18 protein-coding genes and 1 tRNA gene are annotated in these 21,233 nt (G+C 66.1%); 7 read left to right on the top strand and 12 right to left on the bottom strand.

Annotated features, from left to right (window positions below; translation table 11 throughout):
• Positions 1-16: 16 nt before the first annotated feature.
• The 12 genes from QUV35_RS04475 to tsaD all read right to left on the bottom strand — a co-directional run bounded on the left by QUV35_RS04475 (position 17) and on the right by tsaD (position 10,588).
• On the bottom strand, positions 17-640 hold the full coding sequence (locus QUV35_RS04475; RefSeq protein ID WP_300871167.1) for an NADH-quinone oxidoreductase subunit C: 624 nt from the start codon (positions 638-640) through the stop codon (positions 17-19).
• Positions 641-682: 42 nt separating this feature from the next.
• A complete protein-coding gene (locus QUV35_RS04480) occupies positions 683-1,162 on the bottom strand; it encodes an NADH-quinone oxidoreductase subunit B family protein (protein ID WP_056273769.1) in 480 nt (159 codons plus the stop codon).
• 36 nt (positions 1,163-1,198) lie between these two features.
• Complete coding sequence (locus tag QUV35_RS04485; RefSeq protein ID WP_300871169.1) at positions 1,199-1,558, bottom strand: NADH-quinone oxidoreductase subunit A; 360 nt, start codon at positions 1,556-1,558, stop codon at positions 1,199-1,201.
• Positions 1,559-1,605: 47 nt separating this feature from the next.
• Positions 1,606-1,690, bottom strand: a tRNA-Leu gene (locus tag QUV35_RS04490).
• Positions 1,691-1,845: 155 nt separating this feature from the next.
• A complete protein-coding gene (secG, locus tag QUV35_RS04495) occupies positions 1,846-2,247 on the bottom strand; it encodes a preprotein translocase subunit SecG (RefSeq protein WP_300871171.1) in 402 nt (133 codons plus the stop codon).
• A 53-nt stretch (positions 2,248-2,300) separates the two neighbouring features.
• Positions 2,301-3,047, bottom strand: a complete 747-nt coding sequence (tpiA, locus tag QUV35_RS04500; protein ID WP_300871173.1) for a triose-phosphate isomerase — start codon at positions 3,045-3,047, stop codon at positions 2,301-2,303.
• Between the two features lie 13 nt (positions 3,048-3,060).
• Positions 3,061-4,050: an NAD(P)H-quinone oxidoreductase gene (locus tag QUV35_RS04505; RefSeq protein ID WP_300871322.1), complete on the bottom strand. Its 990-nt coding sequence runs from the start codon at positions 4,048-4,050 to the stop codon at positions 3,061-3,063.
• 11 nt (positions 4,051-4,061) lie between these two features.
• Entirely contained in the window at positions 4,062-6,188 is a 2,127-nt protein-coding gene (gene pnp, locus QUV35_RS04510; RefSeq protein WP_300871175.1) for a polyribonucleotide nucleotidyltransferase, read from the bottom strand.
• A 259-nt stretch (positions 6,189-6,447) separates the two neighbouring features.
• On the bottom strand, positions 6,448-6,714 hold the full coding sequence (gene rpsO / locus QUV35_RS04515) for a 30S ribosomal protein S15 (RefSeq protein ID WP_300871177.1): 267 nt from the start codon (positions 6,712-6,714) through the stop codon (positions 6,448-6,450).
• Positions 6,715-6,848: 134 nt separating this feature from the next.
• Entirely contained in the window at positions 6,849-8,072 is a 1,224-nt protein-coding gene (locus QUV35_RS04520; protein ID WP_300871179.1) for a pyridoxal phosphate-dependent aminotransferase, read from the bottom strand.
• A complete protein-coding gene (locus tag QUV35_RS04525) occupies positions 8,072-9,367 on the bottom strand; it encodes a branched-chain amino acid ABC transporter substrate-binding protein (protein ID WP_300871181.1) in 1,296 nt (431 codons plus the stop codon). The genes QUV35_RS04520 and QUV35_RS04525 overlap by 1 nt, the downstream gene beginning before the upstream one ends.
• A gap of 117 nt (positions 9,368-9,484) precedes the next feature.
• Positions 9,485-10,588 (bottom strand): tRNA (adenosine(37)-N6)-threonylcarbamoyltransferase complex transferase subunit TsaD, encoded by a 1,104-nt coding sequence (gene tsaD, locus QUV35_RS04530; RefSeq protein WP_300871183.1) that lies wholly within the window; start codon positions 10,586-10,588, stop codon positions 9,485-9,487.
• A gap of 66 nt (positions 10,589-10,654) precedes the next feature.
• Between tsaD and QUV35_RS04535 the strand changes: the two genes are divergently transcribed.
• The 7 genes from QUV35_RS04535 to QUV35_RS04565 all read left to right on the top strand — a co-directional run bounded on the left by QUV35_RS04535 (position 10,655) and on the right by QUV35_RS04565 (position 21,193).
• Positions 10,655-11,923, top strand: coding sequence for a nitrate regulatory protein (locus QUV35_RS04535; RefSeq protein ID WP_300871185.1), 1,269 nt, complete (start codon positions 10,655-10,657; stop codon positions 11,921-11,923).
• A 355-nt stretch (positions 11,924-12,278) separates the two neighbouring features.
• Complete coding sequence (locus QUV35_RS04540; protein ID WP_300871187.1) at positions 12,279-13,592, top strand: ABC transporter substrate-binding protein; 1,314 nt, start codon at positions 12,279-12,281, stop codon at positions 13,590-13,592.
• A 44-nt stretch (positions 13,593-13,636) separates the two neighbouring features.
• Positions 13,637-14,503 carry a nitrate ABC transporter permease gene (gene ntrB / locus QUV35_RS04545; protein ID WP_300871189.1) on the top strand — a complete coding sequence of 289 codons (867 nt, stop codon included), beginning with the start codon at positions 13,637-13,639 and terminating at the stop codon, positions 14,501-14,503.
• Positions 14,504-14,561: 58 nt separating this feature from the next.
• Complete coding sequence (locus QUV35_RS04550) at positions 14,562-15,377, top strand: ABC transporter ATP-binding protein (RefSeq protein WP_300871324.1); 816 nt, start codon at positions 14,562-14,564, stop codon at positions 15,375-15,377.
• A gap of 1 nt (position 15,378) precedes the next feature.
• A complete protein-coding gene (gene nirB, locus QUV35_RS04555; protein WP_300871191.1) occupies positions 15,379-17,868 on the top strand; it encodes a nitrite reductase large subunit NirB in 2,490 nt (829 codons plus the stop codon).
• Complete coding sequence (gene nirD, locus QUV35_RS04560; protein WP_300871192.1) at positions 17,865-18,248, top strand: nitrite reductase small subunit NirD; 384 nt, start codon at positions 17,865-17,867, stop codon at positions 18,246-18,248. The genes nirB and nirD overlap by 4 nt, the downstream gene beginning before the upstream one ends.
• Positions 18,245-21,193: a nitrate reductase gene (locus QUV35_RS04565; protein ID WP_300871194.1), complete on the top strand. Its 2,949-nt coding sequence runs from the start codon at positions 18,245-18,247 to the stop codon at positions 21,191-21,193. The genes nirD and QUV35_RS04565 overlap by 4 nt, the downstream gene beginning before the upstream one ends.
• The last annotated feature ends 40 nt before the right edge of the window (positions 21,194-21,233 follow it).

Genomic DNA, 21,233 nt, shown 5'->3' on the forward strand with positions numbered 1-21,233 from the left:
AGGAAGGCCAAAGCCTTCAGTGCAGGCCCCCGTAGTTGTCTTCGCGGATGATGCGCGGCGTGATTTCCCGGGGTTCGATGCTCACCGGTTCGTAAATCACGCGCTGGCGCTCGGCGTCGTAGCGCATCTCGACATGACCCGACAGCGGAAAGTCCTTGCGAAACGGGTGGCCGATGAAGCCGTAGTCGGTGAGGATGCGGCGCAGATCGTCGTGCCCTTCAAACACGATGCCGAAGAGGTCAAACGCTTCGCGCTCGTACCAGTTGGCCGCAGCCCAGAGCCCGGTGACAGATGCCAGCACCGGGAAGTCGTCCTCCGGGCAGAACACCCGGACACGCACCCGGTGGTTGTGGCTGACCGACAGCAGATGCACCACGGCAGCGAAGCGCGAGCCCTCCCAGCGACCGTCGCCATAGGTCTGGTAGTCCATGCCGCACAGGTCGATGAGTTGCTCAAACGAAGCCTCGGGGGCATCCCGCAGCGTTTTCATCACGTCGAGGTAGTGGCTCGCCGCCACGGTGAGCGTGAGCTCGTCCCGAACCACATCCAGCGAAACAACGCGCTCACCCAGCAGCCCGGCGAGGCTGCGCTTCAGGGCTTCCGGCTCGACGGTGTAGGAGGTTGTTGTGCTCTGGGTCATGGATACGTCTCTGGGAACTCGTTTCGCCGGGGCCACCCGCAATCAGGCGCGGGCGATGGTCTGGGTGCGGCGGATCTTTTGCTGCAACTGGATGATTCCGTACAGCAGGGCTTCGGCGGTGGGAGGGCAACCCGGCACGTAGACGTCCACCGGCACGATGCGGTCGCATCCGCGCACCACCGAATAGCTGTAGTGGTAATAGCCACCGCCATTGGCACACGAACCCATCGACAGCACCCAGCGTGGCTCGGCCATCTGGTCATAGACCTTGCGCAGGGCCGGCGCCATCTTGTTGCACAGCGTGCCCGCCACGATCATCAGGTCGGACTGGCGCGGGCTGGCGCGAAACACCTCGGAGCCGAAGCGGCCGATGTCGTAACGCGCGGCTGCCGCGTGCATCATTTCGACCGCACAGCAGGCCAGTCCGAAAGTCATGGGCCACAGCGAGCCCGTCTTGGCCCAGTTCACCACCGAGTCGTAGCTGGTGGTGACGAAACCTTCCTTGAATACGCCTTCAATCATGTCCCGCTCCGGTGCACTCGTGTGTGTTGTTGCCGCTCATTCCCAATCCAGCGCACCCTTCTTCCATTCGTAGGCAAAGCCCACGGTGAGGATGGCGAGAAAGACGACGCCCGCCAGGAAGCCCGTCATGCCGATGTCCGAGAAGGCCACGGCCCACGGGATGAGGAAAGCGATTTCGAGATCGAACAGGATGAAGAGGATCGCCACGAGGTAGTAGCGGACGTCGAACTTCATGCGGGCGTCTTCGAACGCTTCGAAGCCGCACTCGTAAGGAGAATTTTTTTCAGCGTCCGGGAGGTTGGGACCGAGGATGTAACCCAACACCTGCGGGATGATCCCGATGGCAACACCCACCAAGATGAACAGGAGCACAGGTAGGTATTGTTCGAGACTCATCTTGGTCGGTTCCGCTGACACGGCGCGGGGCCGTGTTGTCCAAAGATTGGTGCCGACGGCGAGACTCGAACTCGCACAGCTTTCGCCACTACCCCCTCAAGATAGCGTGTCTACCAATTTCACCACGTCGGCTGGTCTGCATTGCCGGCTCACGAGGTCTGTGTGAGCCTTGCTGACAAGCATCAGAGTTTACCCTGAATCACACCCTGTTTTGAGAGGCTCGGAGCCTTTTTGCACTCGAAAGGGAGATGGAACGGCATGCACGGCGGACGTGCATGCCCGCACCATCATTTCGCAGGGATTTGTGCCGGTCCGACTGGCGCAGGTGCGGCTTCTGGCGCCGGTGCAACCGAAGGACCTGCGCCGGGAATTTGCTGCGCCGGATCGGCGGGCAGCGCGGGTGCCGCAACGCCTTCGAGCACGCTGCCCGAGCTCGGCGCTTCGCGCAGGTTGCCGAAGTAAGCCAATGCAAGTGTGCAAGCGAGGAACACGGCGGCCAGCACGGCCGTGGAACGCGACAGGAAGTTCGCACCCCCCGAGGCACCGAACAGACTCGCCGAGCCCGCGCCACCACCACCGAAGGCCGCACCCGCATCGGCGCCCTTGCCGTGCTGCATGAGGATCAGGCCGATCATGGTCAGGGCCGAGAGGATCTGCACCGCCAGCAGGATGGTCAATACAACGTTCATTTTTTACTCCGGAATCACGGTTGGCTATGTGCCGGTGAGGGCACGAGAAAAAGTCAGCGGGCCGAAGCCACGATGTGCAGGAATTCGGCGGCCTTGAGGGACGCGCCCCCGATCAGGCCACCGTCGATGTCTGGCTGGGCCAGCAGACTGGCGGCATTCGCTGCGTTCATGCTGCCACCATAAAGAATGTGCACACGCTCGGGATGCTGGGTGGCGGCGGCCAACTGGGCACGGAGCACCGCATGGACCTGCTGCGCCTGTTCGGGCGAGGCGGTCTTGCCGGTGCCGATGGCCCAGACAGGCTCGTAGGCCACCACGATCTCACTGGTGCAGTGAGCCACCGCGTGGATCACCGCAGCCAACTGGCGCTTGACCACCATCTCGGTCTGGCCGGCCTCGCGTTCGGCCAGGGTTTCGCCGACGCAGACGATGGGCGTGATGCCGTGGGCCAGCGCCAGCCTGGCCTTCTCGGCCACCAGGGCATCGGACTCGCAGTGGTACTGGCGCCGCTCGGAATGACCCACGATCACGTAGCGACAGGCGAAGTCCTTGAGCATGGTCGCCGACACCTCTCCGGTGTAGGCGCCCTTCTCGTGGCTGGACACGTCCTGCGCCCCCCAGGAGATCGCGCTGCCGTTCAGCAGCGATTGCAGTTGGGCGAGATACGGCGCGGGCACGCACAGGGCCATGTCGGCACCGGGTGCCTGGGCAGCCAGGCCATCGAGCATGGCTTTCACCAGCGACTCGTTGGCCACCAGCGTGCCGTTCATTTTCCAGTTGCCTGCGATCAGTGGTTTCATGTCAGTGGTGCCGTCATGCCCAGGTGAGCACAAGCTTGCCGATGTGGCGGTTGGATTCCATGAGCGCGTGGGCCGCTGCAGCCTCGCCAGCCGGGAACACCTGATGGATCACCGGCTTGATCTGCCCCTGAGCCAGCAATGGCCAGACGCGATCACGCAGCGCCTGCGCGATCGCCGTCTTGAAGGCGATCGGACGCGGCCGCAGGGTCGAGCCGGTGATGGTGAGACGGCGGCGCAACACCAGGCCGGCATTGAACTCGGCTTTCACGCCACCCTGCACCGCAATGATGACCAGCCGGCCATCTTCGGCCAGGCAGTCGATCTCGCGCGCCACGTACGGGCCGGCGACCATGTCGAGGACCACGTCGACACCGCGCCCACCGGTGAGGTCGGCAACCGTGGCGACGAAATCCTGGGTCTTGTAGTTGATCGCGTGGTCGGCGCCCAGTGCGACACAGGCCGCGCATTTTTCGTCGCTTCCGGCCGTGGCGATGACGCGCGCACCGAGGGCCTTGGCCATCTGGATCGCGGTCACACCGATGCCGCTGGTGCCGCCCTGGATCAACAGGGTCTCGCCCGGTTGCAGCCGGGCGCGGTCGAACACATTGCTCCACACGGTGAAGAAGGTCTCGGGCAGCGATGCGGCGGCGATATCGTCCAGGCCATCAGGCACCGGCAGACACTGCCCCACGGGGGCCACGCACCACTGCGCATAGCCGCCCCCGGCGACCAGGGCGCAGACACGATCGCCCGGCTTCAGGCCCGCCGCTTCCATGGCAGCGGCATCGCCCGAGGCAATCACGCCGGCCACTTCCAGGCCGGGGATGTCGGAGGCACCCGGCGGAACCGGGTAGTTGCCGGTGCGCTGCAGCACGTCGGGGCGGTTCACGCCCGACGCGCTGACGCGGATCAGCACCTCGCCCGCAGCCGCAACCGGCACCGGGCGTTCGCCCAGGCGCAGCACCTCGGGTCCACCGAAGCTGCTGATTTCAACCGCCTGCATCACCACCGGAATCACGACTGCGGCTGCTGCTGTGGCTCAACCGCATTGCGGTCAGCCAGCGCCTTCATGGACAGCTTGACGCGGCCTTTTTCGTCGGTCTCGAGCACCTTCACCCGAACAACCTGGCCTTCGGTGAGGTAGTCGGAAACACGCTCGACGCGCTCATGGGCGATCTGGCTGATGTGCAACAGGCCGTCCTTGCCGGGCAGCAGGTTGATCAGGGCACCGAAGTCGAGGATCTTGGTGACGGGGCCTTCGTAGACCTTGCCCACTTCCACTTCGGCCGTGATCTGCTCGATGCGGCGCTTGGCCTCGTCGGCCTTGGCGGCGTCGGTCGAAGCGATGGTGATGGTGCCGTCTTCGTCGATGTTGATCTGGGTGCCGGTCTCTTCGGTCAGCGCACGGATGACGGCGCCGCCCTTGCCGATGACGTCGCGGATCTTCTCGGGGTTGATCTTCATCGTGAACAGCTTGGGTGCGAAGTTGGACACCTCGGTCCGGGCTTCGCCCATGGCTTCCTGCATCTTGCCCAGGATGTGCATGCGGGCTTCCTTGGCCTGGGCCAGTGCGACCTGCATGATTTCCTTGGTGATGCCCTGGATCTTGATGTCCATCTGCAGCGCCGAGATGCCGTTGGTGGTGCCGGCCACCTTGAAGTCCATGTCGCCCAGGTGATCCTCGTCACCCAGGATGTCGGTCAGCACCGCGAAGCGGTTGCCGTCCTTGATCAGTCCCATGGCGATGCCGGCCACGTGGGCCTTCATCGGCACGCCGGCGTCCATCAGTGCCAGACAGCCGCCGCAGACCGAGGCCATTGACGAGGAGCCGTTGGACTCGGTGATTTCCGACACCACGCGCATGGTGTAAGGGAAGTCTTCCTTGCTGGGCAGGGCCGCGATCAGTGCGCGTTTGGCCAGACGGCCATGGCCGATCTCGCGACGCTTGGGCGTGCCGAAGCGGCCGGCTTCGCCGGTGGCGAAGGGAGGCATGTTGTAGTGCAGCATGAAGCGGTCTTCGAACTCGCCAGCCAGCGCGTCGATGCGCTGCGCGTCGCGGTCGGTGCCCAGCGTGGCCACGACCAGCGCCTGGGTTTCGCCACGCGTGAACAGCGAAGAGCCGTGGGTGCGCGGCAGCACGCCGTTGCGGATTTCGATGGCGCGAACGGTGCGGGTGTCGCGGCCGTCGATGCGGGGCTCGCCGGCGAGGATCTGACCACGCACGATCCTGGCTTCGATCTCGAACAGCAGGGCTTCGATGGCCACGCTGTCAAACGCCACGCCTTCGGCTTTCAGGGCGGCGAACACGTCGGCGTAAGCGGCCCGGCAGGCCTGGGTACGGGCCTGTTTGTTGCGGATCTGGTAGGCGGCTTCCAGCCTGGCCTTGGCCAGGCCATCGATGCGGGCGATCAGCGGCTCGTCCTTGGCCGGCGGCTGCCAGTCCCACGACGGCTTGCCGGCGTCGCGCACCAGGTCGTTGATCGCAGCGATGGCGATGTTGCCCTGCTCATGACCGAACACCACGGCGCCGAGCATGATTTCTTCAGACAACTGGTCGGCTTCGGATTCCACCATCAGCACGGCGGACTCGGTGCCGGCGACCACCAGGTCGAGCTGGCTGTCCTTGAGCTGGGTCTGACCCGGGTTGAGCACGTACTGCCCGTTGATGTAACCCACGCGGGCTGCACCAATGGGCCCGTTGAACGGGATGCCGCTGACCGACAAGGCGGCCGAGGTCGCGATCATGGCGGCGATGTCGGCCTGCACTTCGGGGTTCAGGCTCACCACGTGCACGATCACCTGGACTTCGTTGTAGAAGCCTTCAGGGAACAGCGGGCGGATCGGACGGTCGATCAGGCGGCAGGTCAGCGTTTCGAGTTCGCTCGGGCGGCCTTCGCGCTTGAAGAAGCTGCCGGGGATCTTGCCGGCGGCGTACGACTTCTCGGTGTAGTCCACGGTCAGCGGGAAGAAGTCCTGGCCGGCCTTGGCTTCGGTCTTGGCGACCACGGTGGCCAGCACCACGGTGTCATCGATGTTGACCAGCACGGCGCCGGTGGCCTGGCGCGCGATTTCGCCGGTTTCCATGGTGACCGTGTGTGGGCCCCACTGGAAGGTCTTGGTGACTTTGTTGAACATGCTCATGGTTTATCTCCTGGAATTCTTTCCGCCACCGGGCGGAAAACACAGCGTGCGGCAAACCCGCACAAAACCCGGAAACACAACCCAGAACACGATGCCATTCCAGATGGATTGATTGCTTCGCCTCAGGCGCTCAACCCGCTTGGAATGACACAGCTTCGCTCTGTGATCGATGCTCCGGAATCAAAAAAGGGTCAAAAAAGCAAAAAACGCCCGAGCCAGCGAACCAACTCAGGCGTTTTGTGCATCAAGCCGGGGCCAATTACTTGCGCAGGCCCAGTTTCGCAATCAGCGCAATGTAACGCTGGGCGTCCCTGGACTTCAGGTAGTCCAGCAGTTTGCGGCGGCGGCTCACCATGCGCAGCAGGCCGCGACGGCCGTGGTGGTCCTTGGCGTGCGTCTTGAAGTGGGGGGTGAGTTCGTTGATGCGTGCGGTCAGGATGGCGACCTGCACTTCAGGGCTGCCGGTGTCGTTGGCGGCGCGGGCGTTGGCCGCGACGACCTCGGCTTTGATGGATTGGGCAATCATGGAGTTTCCTTCTGGGTTACATGCGTCCCGGCGCAGCCAGCCGGTCCGAGGAGTTGCTCCAGAGCCGGCCGCCGCATCGGGCGTGGGTATGCTGTCCTTTCGAACGGCAACCGCGCATTATAGGGCAGACCGGCTCAAGTGCCAGCGCCGGAGTTGGCGGCGATCCAGCGCTGCAGCCGCTGGGCACCTTCCTCCAGCCGGTGGGTGTCGCGGCTGGCGAAGCACCAGCGCAGCCAGCCGGCCGCTTCCGCCGAGAACGCGCTGCCCGGCGCCAGGCCGATGCCGGCCTCGCGCACCAGCCGCTTGGCCACGTCCAGGCAGTCGTCGTGGCCTTGCAGCTTGAAGAACGCGTACATGCCGCCCAAGGGCTCGGCCAGCGTCACGCCGGGCACGGCGCGCAGCAGCGGCACCAGGGTGTCGCGGCAGGTCTTCAGGTGGGCCACCAGCGCGGGGGTGACCTCCGCGCCGCGCTGCAGCGCCACGGTGGCCCCGCGCTGCACGAACACCGGCGCGCACGAGGTGTTGAATTCGATCAGCTTGCCCATCGCGGCGGTGAGCGCTGCGGGCAGCACCAGCCAGCCCAGGCGCCAGCCGGTCATGAGAAAGCTCTTGGAAAAACTGTGGGCGACCACCAACCGGTCGTCGGGCTCGGCCACGTCGAGAAAGCTGCTGGCAGCGCCGTTGGCGGTGTCACCCGCGTAGTACAGCCGTTCGTAAACCTCGTCGGCCAGGATCCAGGTGCCGCTGCGCCGGCAGTGCGCCAGGATGGTGGCCTGCTCCTCGCGGGTCAGCGTCCAGCCCGTGGGGTTGTTGGGTGCATTGACGACCAGCATGCGCGTGGCCGGCGTGATGGCCGACAACAAGGCCTCCATGTCCAGCGCCCACGCGCCGGCGCGTGCACCCGTGGTGAGCACGCGCAGGGGCACGCTCTTCACCGTCGCGCCCATGATCAGCGGCTGCGCCACCAGGTTGGGCCAGGCCGGCGTGACCACCACCACCTCGTCGCCCGCCTCCACCAGCGCCTGCGATGCCAGCATCAGGCCGTTGACCCCGCCGGAGGTGATGGCCAGGCGGTCCATCCAGTGCGCCGTTCCCAGGCCCGGGTGCAGGCCGTCGGTGTAGCTGGCAAGCGCTTGGCGCAGTTCGGGCAGGCCGAGGTTGTGCGCATAGAAGGTTTCACCCGCCTGCAGCGACGCCACGGCCGCTTCGCGGATGAAGCCGGGCGTGACTTCGTCGCTCTCGCCGAACCAGAACTTGAGCACGTTGTCGCGACCCAGTCCCTCGTTGGCCACCTCGCGGATGCGGGAGGCCTCGAGGCTTTCAATGACAGGGCGCATTAAGGGTGGGCGTTGGGACATCAGGGTCGAACCATGTTGCAGCGATGAGGCTGTTCGGCTTGTTGGGGAGTCATGTTGCGGATGACGCGAAAACCGTAGCCCGATCCTTCGACGTCGAACTTCACACCGGGCGCACCCTGGCGGTCCATCACGGCCACCGCCAGCGCCTGCTGGAACTGGTGGTCGGCCGCGCGCATGCGGGCGCTCTGGCCAGCCAGGGTGACCTCGGCCTTCTCCAGCCGGGCCGCGATGGTGGCCGCATTGACCGGGCCCGAGGCACCGGCACGTTCGATGGCCTGCGCCAGCGACTCGATCATGAGCTGCATGCGCATGTGCACGTAGTCGTCGGCCGGGTCGGGAAAGCGCTGGCGAAACTCACGGTAAAAGGCTTCCGATTCGCGCGTGGGCACGTTGGGGAACCAGTCGGCCACCGCGATCACCTTGCCGATCCCGGCCTCGCCCATGGCCGCCGGCGCACCGAGCGCGTTGCCGTAGAAGGTGTAGAAGGTGCCGTCGAACCCGACCTCGCGCGCCGCCTTCACCAGCAAGCTGAGGTCGTTGCCCCAGTTGCCGGTGAGCACCGCCTGCGCACCACTGGCCTTGATCTTGGTGGCATAGGGCAGAAAGTCCTTCACCCGCGCCATCGGGTGCAGTTCTTCGCCGACGATCTTCACGTCGGGACGCTGCGCAGCCAGCTGGCTGCGGCCCTCGCGCAGCACGGCCTGCCCGAAGCTGTAGTCCTGGCCGATCAGGTAGATGTTCTTGAGTTGCCGGTCCTCGCGCAGCACGCTCATGAGTGCGGTCATGCGCATGTCGGCGTGGGCGTCGAACCTGAAATGCCAGAAGCTGCATTTTTCGTTGGTCAGGGCCGGGTCCACCGCCGCGTAGTTGAGAAACAGCATCTGGCGCGCCGGCTCGCGCGCGTTGTGCTTGTTGATGGCCTCGATCAGCGCGCTGGCAGCGGCCGACGAGTTGCCCTGGGTGACGATGGTGATGTCCTGGTCCACCGCCAGACGCAGCGCCGAGAGGGCTTCTTCGGTCTGTCCCTTGCTGTCGAAACGTTCGATCAGCAGCGGGCGGTTGCCACCGGGCAGGCGCACACCGCCGCGGGCGTTCACGCGCTCGGTGGCCCAGACCAGGTTGCGGTACACCGCCTCGCCGGTGTTGGCAAACGGCCCGGACAGGCCTTCGATCATGCCGATGCGGATGGGAGCGGGCGCCTGGGCCTGCACCGCCGGCGCGGCCAGTGCCGCGCCCAGGGCGGCCAACAGCGCGCAACGGCGCAAGGACAACAAGAAGTGGATCGGTTTGTTCATTGACAGGGCTCCTGGATGACGCTGTTGCAGGGCCGGTGCCCCGTGGATCGAAGTCACCTGGGCGACAGCGGTCGCGGAGTCTAATTCATAATTACAACAGCTCACCCACCCGGGTATTCAAACCAGCACCGCAGGCGGCGCCAGTTCGGCCAGGGGCCAGCGCGGCTTCACGTCGAAGCTGTAACCGGCAGCGCCGGCAAGGCTCCAGTCCACCAGTCCGGCCTGCACCCGCATGCCACCGGCCAGCGCGATCATGGCGCCGTTGTCGGTGCACAGGTGAAGCTCGGGGTAATGCACCCGCACGCCGGCCCGGGCGCAAGCGCTGCCCAGTTGTTCACGCAACTGGGTGTTGGCCCCCACCCCGCCGGCCACCACCAGGCGGCGCAGGCCGGTCTGGCGCACCGCCGCCATGGACTTCCTGACCAGCACCTCGACGATGGCGGCCTGCACGCTCGCGGCCACATCGGCCTTCTGCTGCAAGGTGAGCGGATCGGCCAGGTGCAACGTGGCAGGGCCGTCCAGCCGGGCATGGGCCAGTCGCTTGACCTGGGTGAGCACCGCGGTCTTGAGGCCGGCAAAGGAAAAATCGAGATCGCCGCTGTGCAACAGCGGGCGCGGAAATTTGTAGGCCAGGGGATCGCCCTGCAGCGCCAGCCGTGCCAGCGCCGGGCCGCCGGGGTAACCCAGGCCGAGCAGCTTGGCCGACTTGTCGAACGCCTCGCCGGCCGCGTCGTCGATGGTTTCGCCGAGCAGGGTGTAGCGCCCCACCCCGTCCACCCGCATCAGCTGGCTGTGGCCACCCGAGACCAGCAGCGCCACAAAGGGAAACTCGGGCGGGTCGGCACTCAGGAACGGCGACAGCAAATGGCCTTCGAGGTGGTGCACGCCGATCACCGGCTTGCCCAGCGCAAACCCGAGCGCGCAGGCCACGCCCGACCCCACGAGCAGCGCGCCGGCCAGGCCGGGGCCGCGGGTGTAGGCCACGGCGTCCACGGCCGAGAGCGGCACGCCGGCCTGGGCCAGCGCCGCGTCGGTCAGCGGCAACACGCGACGGATGTGGTCGCGGCTGGCGAGTTCGGGCACCACGCCCCCGAAGGCGCGGTGCATTTCGATCTGGCTGTGCAGCGCATCGCCGAGCAGGCGGGGCGTTCGGCCGCCGCTGGCGTCCACCAGGGCCACGCCGGTTTCGTCGCAGGACGATTCGATTCCCAAAATCAGCATGCGTCGAGTGTACGGGCGGCATGTTTGTTGCTCCGCCAAGGGAATGTGTGCCACATCCCCTTCAAGATGACATCGGGCCTGCGCTTTCTGGTCGCGGCCAAACGCTGCGAGATCGCCGAACTCGAGCAACTCGCGCTCACCAGCGCGCTGGTCAATGTGACCGGACGGCTGGTGCATGGGCTGCAGCGCGAACGCGGCCTGTCCAACCTGTTTCTGGGCTCCCAGGGCCAGCAGTTCGGCGAGGTGCGCAGGCAGCAGATCGGCGAGAGTCGGCAGATCGAAGCCGAGTTGCGCGCCTGTTTCGACGAACTCGACACCGATTCGGCGCTGGTGGGCAATGGTGCGCGACTGTTCAGCCGCATGGCCTACGTGTTGCACGGGCTCGATGCACTGGAGGGTCTGCGCCTGCGGGTGCAGGCGCTCGAATGGTCGCCGCGGCAGGCCACCGAGGCCTATGTGCGGCTGATCACGGGCTTGCTGGCGGTGGTGTTCGAAGCCGCGGACAGCGCCAGCGATCCTGAAATCTCGCGCCTGCTGGTGGCCCTGTTCAACTTCATGCAGGGCAAGGAATTCGCCGGTCAGGAGCGGGCCACGGGCTCCGCGCTGTTCGCCGCGGGACGCGCCGAGGCCGTGGAGCAGCAACGGCTGCTGCACCTGATCGAGTCGCAGGAGCGCTGCCTGGAGGTGTTTGCCGAGTTTTCCAATGCGCAGGCGCTGGAGCTGTGGAACGCCACCCAGGCCAGTGCCATGCTGGCCGAGCTGGAGCGCCTGCGCCGCGTGCTGTGCACGGCGGCGCACGGCGCGCCCCTGAACGACCAGTTGAGCAAGGCCTGGTTCGATTGCTGCAGCCGGCGGATCGATCGCATGAAGGCGGTCGAAGACCGCCTCGCGCTCGACCTGCTGCAGGCCTGCGAGGAAAAGGTCACCGCGGCCCACGCCGAACTGGGTCGTTTTCACGCCTTGAACAACAGCCCGGCGACCGAACCGGACGTGTTGTCGTTCTTCCAGACGCCGTCTGGCGCAAACGCCGGCGGGTACGCCACGGCGCCAACGAGCTACGGCCCGCATCTCGAGCGCTCGATCCTGGAACTGGTGCAGGAGCAGGCCCGGCGGCTGCAATCGATGAGTGAAGAACTCGACACGGTGCGCGCCAGCCTCAACGAGCGCAAGTTGATCGAGCGCGCCAAGGGCCTGCTGATGGCGCACCGCCACCTCAGTGAAGAAGACGCCCACAAGACCATGCGCCAGATGGCGATGAACCAGAACCGCCGCCTGGTCGAAGTGGCCGAGGCGGTGCTGTCCATGGCCGACATGCTGCCTGAGCGCCTGGCTTGAGTTGAGCACCGGTTTGCTGCTGCAGTGCACAAATTTCGTGCCGACCCGTGGCTTTGCACCAGATTGAGGCCCCGCGCGCGCCATCGAGGCAACGCCGCATCGCGCTCTTCTGCCCGACCCCGGGCGTGTTGGCTTGTGAATCAGGGCTCTTTGCGCGTTGCGCGGGATGACCCTGAAGCTGGCACGGTAACTGCTTGAAAGAACCATCGAAGAAGTTGACCAATGGCGGTCGGCCTCTTCCAGTCTCCCCAGACACGGACAACGGCGTCCATTGCTCTCCTGACCTCGGTCAGGGATGCAATGGGCGCCGTTTTGCTTTTGGGCCTTGCTTTTTCACCTTTCACAGGAGTTGATCATGAAGAAACCACCGAACGCCACGTCCCCCTCGCGCCGCGATGTCATCCAGAAAGCCTCGGCACTGGGCGCCGCCGCGCTGACGGGCAGTCTCTGGTCGAGCCGAGCCCGGGCCCAGGCCACTGGCGCCCCCGAAACCCGGGCGGCCAAGCTCGGGTTCATCGCGCTGACAGACGCCGCCCCGCTGTTCGTCGCCGACGAAAAGGGCTTCTTCAAGAAGCACGGCATGTCCGATGTCGAGGTGCTCAAACAGTCCTCCTGGGGCACCACGCGCGACAACCTGGTGCTGGGCTCCGGCAAGGGGGGCATCGACGGCGGCCACATCCTCACGCCCATGCCCTACCTCATCAGCACCGGGGCCGTCACGGCCAACAACATCCCGGTGCCGATCAACATCCTGGCGCGCCTGAACCTCGGTGGCCAGTGCATTTCCGTGGGTGACGAGTACAAGGACCTCAAGGTCGGCGTGGACACGAAGGAATTCAGCAAGGCCCTGCTCGCCAAGCGCCTCAAGACCGGCAAGCCGGTGAATGCCGCCATGACCTTCCCCGGCGGCACGCACGACATGTGGATCCGCTACTGGATGGCCGCCGGCGGCGTGGATCCGAACAAGGACATCACCACCATCGTGGTGCCGCCCGCGCAGATGGTGGCCAACATGAAGGTCGGCAGCATGGACACCTTCTGCGTGTGTGAGCCGTGGAACCGCCAGCTGATCAACCAGAAGATCGGCTACACGGCGCTCACCACCAGCGAACTGTGGATGAACCACCCCGAAAAGGCCTTTGCCATGCGCGCCGACTACGTGCAGGCCAACCCGATCGCGACCAAGGCCTTGCTCAAGGCCGTGATGGAGGCGCAGATGTGGTGCGAAGACCCGGCCAACCGCGCCGAGGTGGCCGAGATCTGCTCGCGCCGGCGCTGGATCAACGCGCCGGTGGCCGACGTGATCGACCGCGTCAAGGGCGACTTCGACTACGGCACCGGCCGCGTCGAGGCCAACAGCAAGTACCAGATGCGCTTCTGGAAGGACCAGGCGAGCTACCCCTTCCAGAGCCACGACCTGTGGTTCCTGACCGAGAACATCCGCTGGGGCTACCTGCCGCCCAACCTGGACACCAAGGCCCTGATCGCCAAGGTCAACCGTGAAGACCTCTGGCGCGCCGCGGCCAAAGAGCTGGGCGTGGCCGCCAGGGACATCCCCGGTTCCACCTCGCGTGGCGTGGAGACCTTCTTCGACGGCAAGGTGTTCGACCCGGCCAACCCGAAGAAATACCTCGACAGCCTGAGCATCAAGTACCTCAAGAACGCCTGACACCTCGAGCCCGACGTTTCCCCATTCCGATCCGGAGCATTTCAATGAACACCACCGAAACCATCGAGCCGATCCGGCTGTCCGCGCCTGCGGCGGCGTCGTCGGCGCTGCCGGGCTGGCTCAAGACCGCGTCGCGCGGGTTCGTCAACCACGTGCTGCCCCCCCTGGTCGTCATCGGCTTGCTCGTGCTGGTCTGGGAAATGCTGGGCTCGCGCCCGGGTGCGGCACTGCCGGCACCCAGCCGGGTGATCGAAGACACCTGGGAACTGATCCTGCACCCGTTCTACGACAACGGCGGCAACGATGTCGGCATCGCCTGGCAGCTGCTCGCCAGCCTCCAGCGCGTGGCCTACGGCTATTCGCTGGCGGTGGTCGCCGGTGTCAGCCTGGGCGTGCTGGTGGGCCAGTCCACCTGGGCCCTGCGTGGGCTGGACCCCCTCTTCCAGGTGCTGCGCACCGTGCCGCCCCTGGCCTGGCTGCCGATCTCGCTGGCCGGTTTCCAGGACGGCAACCCCTCGGCCATCTTCGTGATCTTCATCACCTCGATCTGGCCCATCATCATCAACACGTCCATCGGCATCCGCAATATCCCCGAGGACTACCGCAACGTGGCGCGTGTGATCCGGCTCAACGGCATCGAGTATTTCATCAAGATCATGCTGCCCGCGGCCGCGCCCTTCATCTTCTCGGGCCTGCGCATCGGCGTGGGCCTGTCGTGGCTGGCGATCATCGCGGCCGAGATGTTGATCGGCGGCGTGGGCATCGGCTTCTTCATCTGGGACGCCTGGAACTCCTCGCGCATCAGCGACATCATCCTCGCGCTCGTCTACGTCGGCCTGATCGGCTTCCTGCTCGACCGGGTGGTCGCCTGGATCGGCCGCGCCGTGACCCACGGCACCTCGGCCAGCTGAGCCGCGATTTCAGGAGCACCCCATGAGCAACGCCTATCTCACCCTCTCACGCGTCGACATGACCTTCACCGGCAACAACGGTGTGGTCAACCCGGTGCTTCGCGGCATCGACCTCGAGGTCCAGCGCGGCGAGTTCATCTCGCTCATCGGCCATTCGGGCTGCGGAAAATCCACCGTCCTGAACATCGTGGCCGGATTGCTCCGGGCCTCTGCCGGCGGCGTGATTGTCGACGGACGCGAAGTGAACTCGCCCGGTCCGGACCGCGCCGTGGTGTTTCAGAACCACTCGCTGCTGCCCTGGCTCACGGTCTACCAGAACGTGGAAATCGCCGCGGCCAAGATCTTCGCCGACAGCAAGACCAGCGCCGAGCGCAAGGAGTGGATCCTGCACAACCTGAACATGGTGAACATGTCGCACGCCCTGCACCGCCTGCCTTCGGAGATTTCGGGAGGCATGAAGCAACGCGTGGGCATTGCGCGTGCACTGGCGATGGAGCCCAAGGTGCTGCTGCTCGACGAGCCCTTCGGCGCGCTCGACGCCCTCACGCGCGCCCACCTTCAGGACGAGGTGATCCGCATACAGGGCGAGCTGGGCAACACGGTCATGATGATCACGCACGACGTGGACGAAGCCGTGCTGCTGTCCGACCGCGTGGTGATGATGACCAACGGCCCGGCCGCCACCATCGGGCAGATCCTCGACGTGCCGCTGGAGCGCCCACGCAACCGCATCGCGCTGGCCGAGAACCCGGTCTACAACCACTGCCGCCAGGAGATCCTGACCTTCCTGTACGAAAAGCAGCGCAAGGTGGAACCGATCGCCGCTGCGCGTGCGAGCCCGGGCGTTGCCGCGGCCATCGCACTGAAAGCCTGACATGGACATGCGCCTTCCACCCCGCCAGCGACTCAGGCTTGTCATGGTCGGCAACGGCATGGCCGGTGTGCGTGCGATCGAGGAGCTGCTCAAGCTCGCGCCCGATCTCTACGACATCACCGTCTTCGGCGCCGAGCCCCACCCCAACTACAACCGCATCCTGCTCTCGCCGGTGCTCGCCGGTGAACAGACGCTGGGCGAGATCGTGCTCAACGACTGGGCCTGGTACAGCGACAACGGCATCACCCTGCACGCCGGCAAGACGGTGACCGAGGTGGACCGCGTCAAACGTGTGGTGCGCGCCACCAATGCCGACGGCAGCATGATCGAGGCGCCGTACGACCGGCTCATCATGGCGACCGGCTCCAACCCTTTCATGCTGCCCATCCCGGGCAAGGATCTCGCCGGCGTGCTGGCCTACCGCGACATCGCCGACACGCAGACCATGATCGACGCGGCCACGAAATACAAACACGCCGTCGTCATTGGCGGCGGCCTGCTGGGTCTGGAAGCGGCCAACGGTTTGATGAAGCGCGGCATGACGGTGAGCGTGGTGCACGTCGCACCCTGGCTCATGGAACGCCAGCTCGACGAGGTGGCGGGCAAGCTGCTTCAGCAGTCGCTGGAGACACGCGGCATGAATTTTCTGATCGGCGCACAGACGCAGGAGCTGGTGGGTGGCGACGACGGGCGGGTGAAGGCCATCCGGTTCAAGGACGGCACCGAATTGCCAGCCGACCTGGTGGTGATGGCCGTGGGCATTCGCCCGAACACGGCGCTGGCAGAACGCATGAACCTGCACGTCAACAAGGGCATCGTGGTGAGCGACACGCTGCAGACGGTGACCGATCCACGCATCTACGCGGTGGGCGAATGTGCGGCGCACCGCGGCATCGCCTACGGCCTGGTGGCCCCGCTGTTCGAACAGGGCAAGGTGCTGGCCACCCATCTGGCCGAATTCGGCATCGGGCGCTACACCGGATCGCTCACCTCGACCAAGCTCAAGGTCACCGGCATCGACCTGTTCTCTGCCGGCAACTTCACCGGCGGGCGCGACACCGAAGAGATCGTGATGAGCGATCCGTCGGCTGGCGTGTACAAGAAACTCGTGATCAAGGACGACCGGCTGATCGGCGCCTGCCTGTATGGCGACACGGTAGATGGCAGCTGGTATTTCAAGCTGCTGCGCGACGGCCGCAGCGTCGCCGACATCCGCGACAAACTGATGTTTGGCGAGTCCAACATCGGCGATGTGGGGCATCAGGGCCAGAGCAAGGCCTCGGCCATGCTGGATACCGACGAGGTCTGCGGCTGCAACGGCGTGACCAAGGGCGCCATCTGCAAGGCGATCAAGGACAAGGGCCTGTTCACGCTCGAAGAGGTTCGCAAGCAGACCAAGGCCAGTGCCAGCTGCGGCTCGTGCACCGGTCTGGTCGAGCAGATCCTGATGTTCACCGCCGGCGGTGACTACTCGGCCACCCCGAAGCTCAAGGCCATGTGCGCCTGCACCGACCACGGCCACCAGGCGGTGCGCGACGCCATTCGGCAGAGCCGGTACACCAACACCGGCGCGGTCTTCGCCGGCATGGGATGGCGCACACCCGATGGCTGCGCCACCTGCCGCCCCGCCGTCAACTACTACCTGATCAGCACCTGGCCCAAAGAGGCGAAGGACGATCCGCAAAGCCGCTTCGTCAACGAGCGCATGCACGCCAACATCCAGAAGGACGGCACCTACAGCGTGATCCCGCGCATGTGGGGTGGTGAAACCACCGCCGATGAACTGCGCCGCATCGCCGATGCGGTGGACAAATACAAGATCCCCACGGTGAAGGTCACCGGTGGCCAGCGCATCGACCTGCTGGGGGTGAAGAAGGAAGACCTGCAGGCGGTCTGGAACGACATCGGCATGCCCAGCGGCCATGCGTATGCCAAGGCCCTGCGCACGGTGAAAACCTGCGTGGGCAGCGAGTGGTGCCGCATGGGCACACAAGACAGCACGCAGATGGGCAAGGACCTGGAGCGTGCGATGTGGCGCATGTACGCACCGCACAAGGTGAAGTTCGCCGTCTCGGGCTGCCCGCGCAATTGCGCCGAGGCCGGCATCAAGGACGTGGGCATCATCGGCGTCGACTCGGGCTGGGAGATGGTCGTGGCCGGCAACGGCGGCATCAAGACCGAGGTGGCGCATTTCTTCACCAAGCTCAAGACCGCCGAGGAGGTGCTGGAATACACCGGCGCCTTCATGCAGCTCTACCGGCTGGAGGGCTGGTATCTCGAGCGAACGGTGCACTACGTGAACCGCGTGGGTCTGGATTACGTGAAGAAGAGGATCCTCGAGGACCACGAGGGCCGCAAGGCGCTGTGGGCCGAGCTTCAGTTCGCGCTCGATGGGGAACCCGATCCCTGGTTCGAACACCAGAAGGCCGCGCTGGACACGCGCCAGTTCGTTCCGATCCAGGCTGTGGCCATCGAAGGAGCCAATGCATGAGCCCGTGGATTCCCATCGCCCGCGTGGACGACATTCCGGTGCTCGGTTCGCGTTGCGTGCAGCGCGAGCACGGCCTGGACGTGGCGCTGTTCCGCAACGCCCGGGACGAGGTGTTCGCCCTGCTCGACCGCTGCCCGCACAAGGGCGGCCCCTTGAGCCAGGGCATCGTCTTCGGCAGCAGCGTGGCCTGCCCGCTGCACAACTGGACCATTGGCCTGGACAGCGGCTGCGCCAAAGAACCCGACGAGGGCTGCACGCCGCGGTTTGCGGTGAAGGTGGAAGACGGCGTGGTGCACCTGGATGCAGCCGAGCTCGCCACGCACGCGACCGAGCTCACGCGCCCGCTCGCCGGCCCTGCGCGCCGAACCGCCACCGCATGAGCCCGACCACCACCCGCTCGACCTGCCCCTACTGCGGCGTGGGCTGCGGGGTGCTGATCGACAGCGAGGGCAGCCAGATCACCGGCGTGCGCGGCGACCCGGACCACCCGGCCAACTTCGGCAAACTCTGCACCAAAGGTCAGACGCTGCACCTCACCGCCTCGCCCGCGATCGCGCAGCAGACGCGCTTGCTGCAGCCCATGCAGCGGCTGAAACGCGGCAGCGCCGCGCAGGCTGTGGGCTGGGACGCGGCGCTCGACCTCGCCACCGACCGCTTCGCCTCCACCATCGCACATCACGGCCCCGACGCGGTCGGCTTCTACATCAGCGGCCAGTTGTTGACCGAGGACTACTACGTCTTCAACAAACTGGCCAAGGGCCTGATCGGCACCAACAACATCGACACCAACTCACGCCTGTGCATGAGCAGCGCGGTGGCGGGCTACAAGCTCACGCTGGGGGCAGACGCGCCACCCACCTGCTACGACGACGTGAACCACGCCGGCTGCCTGTTCATCGTCGGCAGCAACGCGGCCTTTGCGCACCCGGTGCTGTTTCGCCGCATCGAAGAAGCGAAGAAGCTCAACCCAGACATGAAGGTGATCGTGGCCGACCCGCGCCGCACCGACACCGCAGGCCTGGCCGACCTGTTCCTGCCGCTGCAACCCGGCAGCGACGTGATGCTGTTCCACGGCATGCTGCACACCATGTTGTGGGAAGGCTGGCTGGACGCGGCCTTCATGGCCGCACACACCAGCGGGTTCGATGCGCTCAAGGCCCTGGTGCGAGATGCCTCACCGGACCGCGTGGCGCTGGCCTGTGGCCTGAAGAAGGAAGACATCCACACCGCCGCGCAGTGGTTTGCGCAGTCGCCCGCCACGCTCAGCCTCTATTGCCAGGGCCTGAACCAGAGCAGCAGCGGCACGGCGAAAAACGCCACGCTGATCGACCTGCACCTGGCCACCGGCCAGATCGGCAAGCCGGGCGCCGGCCCGTTCAGCCTCACCGGCCAGCCCAACGCCATGGGTGGGCGTGAAGTTGGCGGCCTGGCCAACCTGCTGGGCGCCCACCGCGACATGTCCAACCCGCAGCACCGCGCCGAAGTCGCGGCCCTCTGGGGCGTGGCCGATGTGCCCGGGCAACCGGGCAAGAGCGCGGTGGAGATGTTCGAAGCCGCGGCCGATGGCGAGATCAAGGCGCTGTGGATCGCCTGCACCAACCCGGCCCAGTCCATGCCCGACCAGGCCACCGTGCGCCGCGCGCTGCAGCGCGCCGAGTTCGTGGTGGTGCAGGAGGCCTACGCCACGGCGGCCACCTGCGACTTCGCCGACCTGCTGCTGCCCGCCACCACCTGGGGCGAAAAGGACGGCACCGTGACCAACAGCGAACGCTGCATCAGCCGCGTGCGCCCGGCGGTGGCGCCCCCGGGGGAAGCGCGGCACGACTGGCGCATCGTGGTGGACTTTGCGCAAAGACTGGAGCGGGTCCTGCCGGCGGTGGCCCTTCGACAAGCTCAGGGCGAACGGGAGGCGTCCGTTCGGGCTGAGCCAACCTCCGCTTCGACCGAGCCAACCTCCGTTCGGGCTGAGCCTGTCGAAGCCCTCACCAACCCGCAACGCATGAGCCCTTCCACAAGCCCGGGGCGAACGGGCGTGGGTCGGGCACGAAAAGACGCTTCGCTCTTTCCCTACCAAAACCCCGAGACCATCTGGAACGAACACCGCGAATCCACCCGGGGCCGCGACCTCGACATCACCGGCCTCAGCTACGCCTTGCTGGAACAGCAAGGCCCGCAACAATGGCCCTTCAGGTCCGGCGACACGCAGGGAAAACAGCGCCTCTACGAAGACGGCATCTTCCCCACACCCGACGGGCGTGCCCGCTTCGCCGCCCTGCCCTTCGCTCCGCTGGCCGAGCCGCGCGAATCGCGTTACCCCTTCTCGCTCACCACCGGCCGCCTGCGCGACCAGTGGCACGGCATGACGCGCACCGGCACGCTGGGCCGGCTGTTCGGTCACGTGGCCGAGCCGGCGGTACAACTCCATCCGCAGGACATGGTGCGGCGTGGATTGAAGGAAGGTGATCTGGTGCACGTGACCAGCAAGCGCGGCTCCATCGTGGTGCCGCTGCAGGGCTCGACCGACATCGGCCTGTCGCAGGCCTTCATCGCCATGCACTGGGGCGCCGAGTACCTCAGCGGCCTGAGCAGCACCGGCGAGGTGCTCGCCGGTGTCAACGCCCTCACCACCTCGGCTTGCTGCCCCACCTCGAAACAGCCGGAGCTCAAGCACGCCGCGGTGAAGGTGCTCAAGGCCGAACTGCCCTGGACCCTGCTGGCCATGGCCTGGCTGCCAGAGACCGACGCCCTGAGCGCACAGCACGGGTTGCGCGAGTTCATGGCGAAGTTTCCGTTCGCGTCCTGCGTCCCGTTCGGCCGGGACCGCACCGGGGTGCTGTTTCGCGCCGCCGCGCACGAAGCACCCGAGCCTGCCCTGATCGCGCGCATCGAAGCACTGCTGGGCCTGAACACCACCGACGCCCTGCGCTACGACGACAAACGCCTGGGCCAGCACCGCGCCGCGCGCCTGGTGCGTGGGGGCGAGGTCACACGACTCGACGGTTTCATGCTCGCCGGCGACACGCGCGCCGAGGCCTGGCTCAAGCCGCTGCTGCAGGACGAGTTGCCCGCCAATGCCTACGGCCGTCGCCTGCTCATGCCCGGCGCCAAGACACCCGTGGCCATCGAAGTCAGGGGCCGGCAGGTATGCACCTGCTTCAACGTGACCGACCTGGCCATCACCAAGCGGCTGGCCTCCTGCGAGGGCAGCGACGACGAGCGCCTGGCGACGCTGCAAGGCAGTCTGCGATGCGGCACCCACTGTGGCTCGTGTGTGCCCGAGCTCATGCGCCTGGTGCGCGCCACGCCCGCGCTGCTGCCCGCCTGAAGCCCGCTTTGGCCATATAACCCCGAGTCATCAAACTTCC

The sequence above is a fragment of the Hydrogenophaga sp. genome, from assembly GCF_030373225.1.
Taxonomy (GTDB): domain Bacteria; phylum Pseudomonadota; class Gammaproteobacteria; order Burkholderiales; family Burkholderiaceae_C; genus Hydrogenophaga.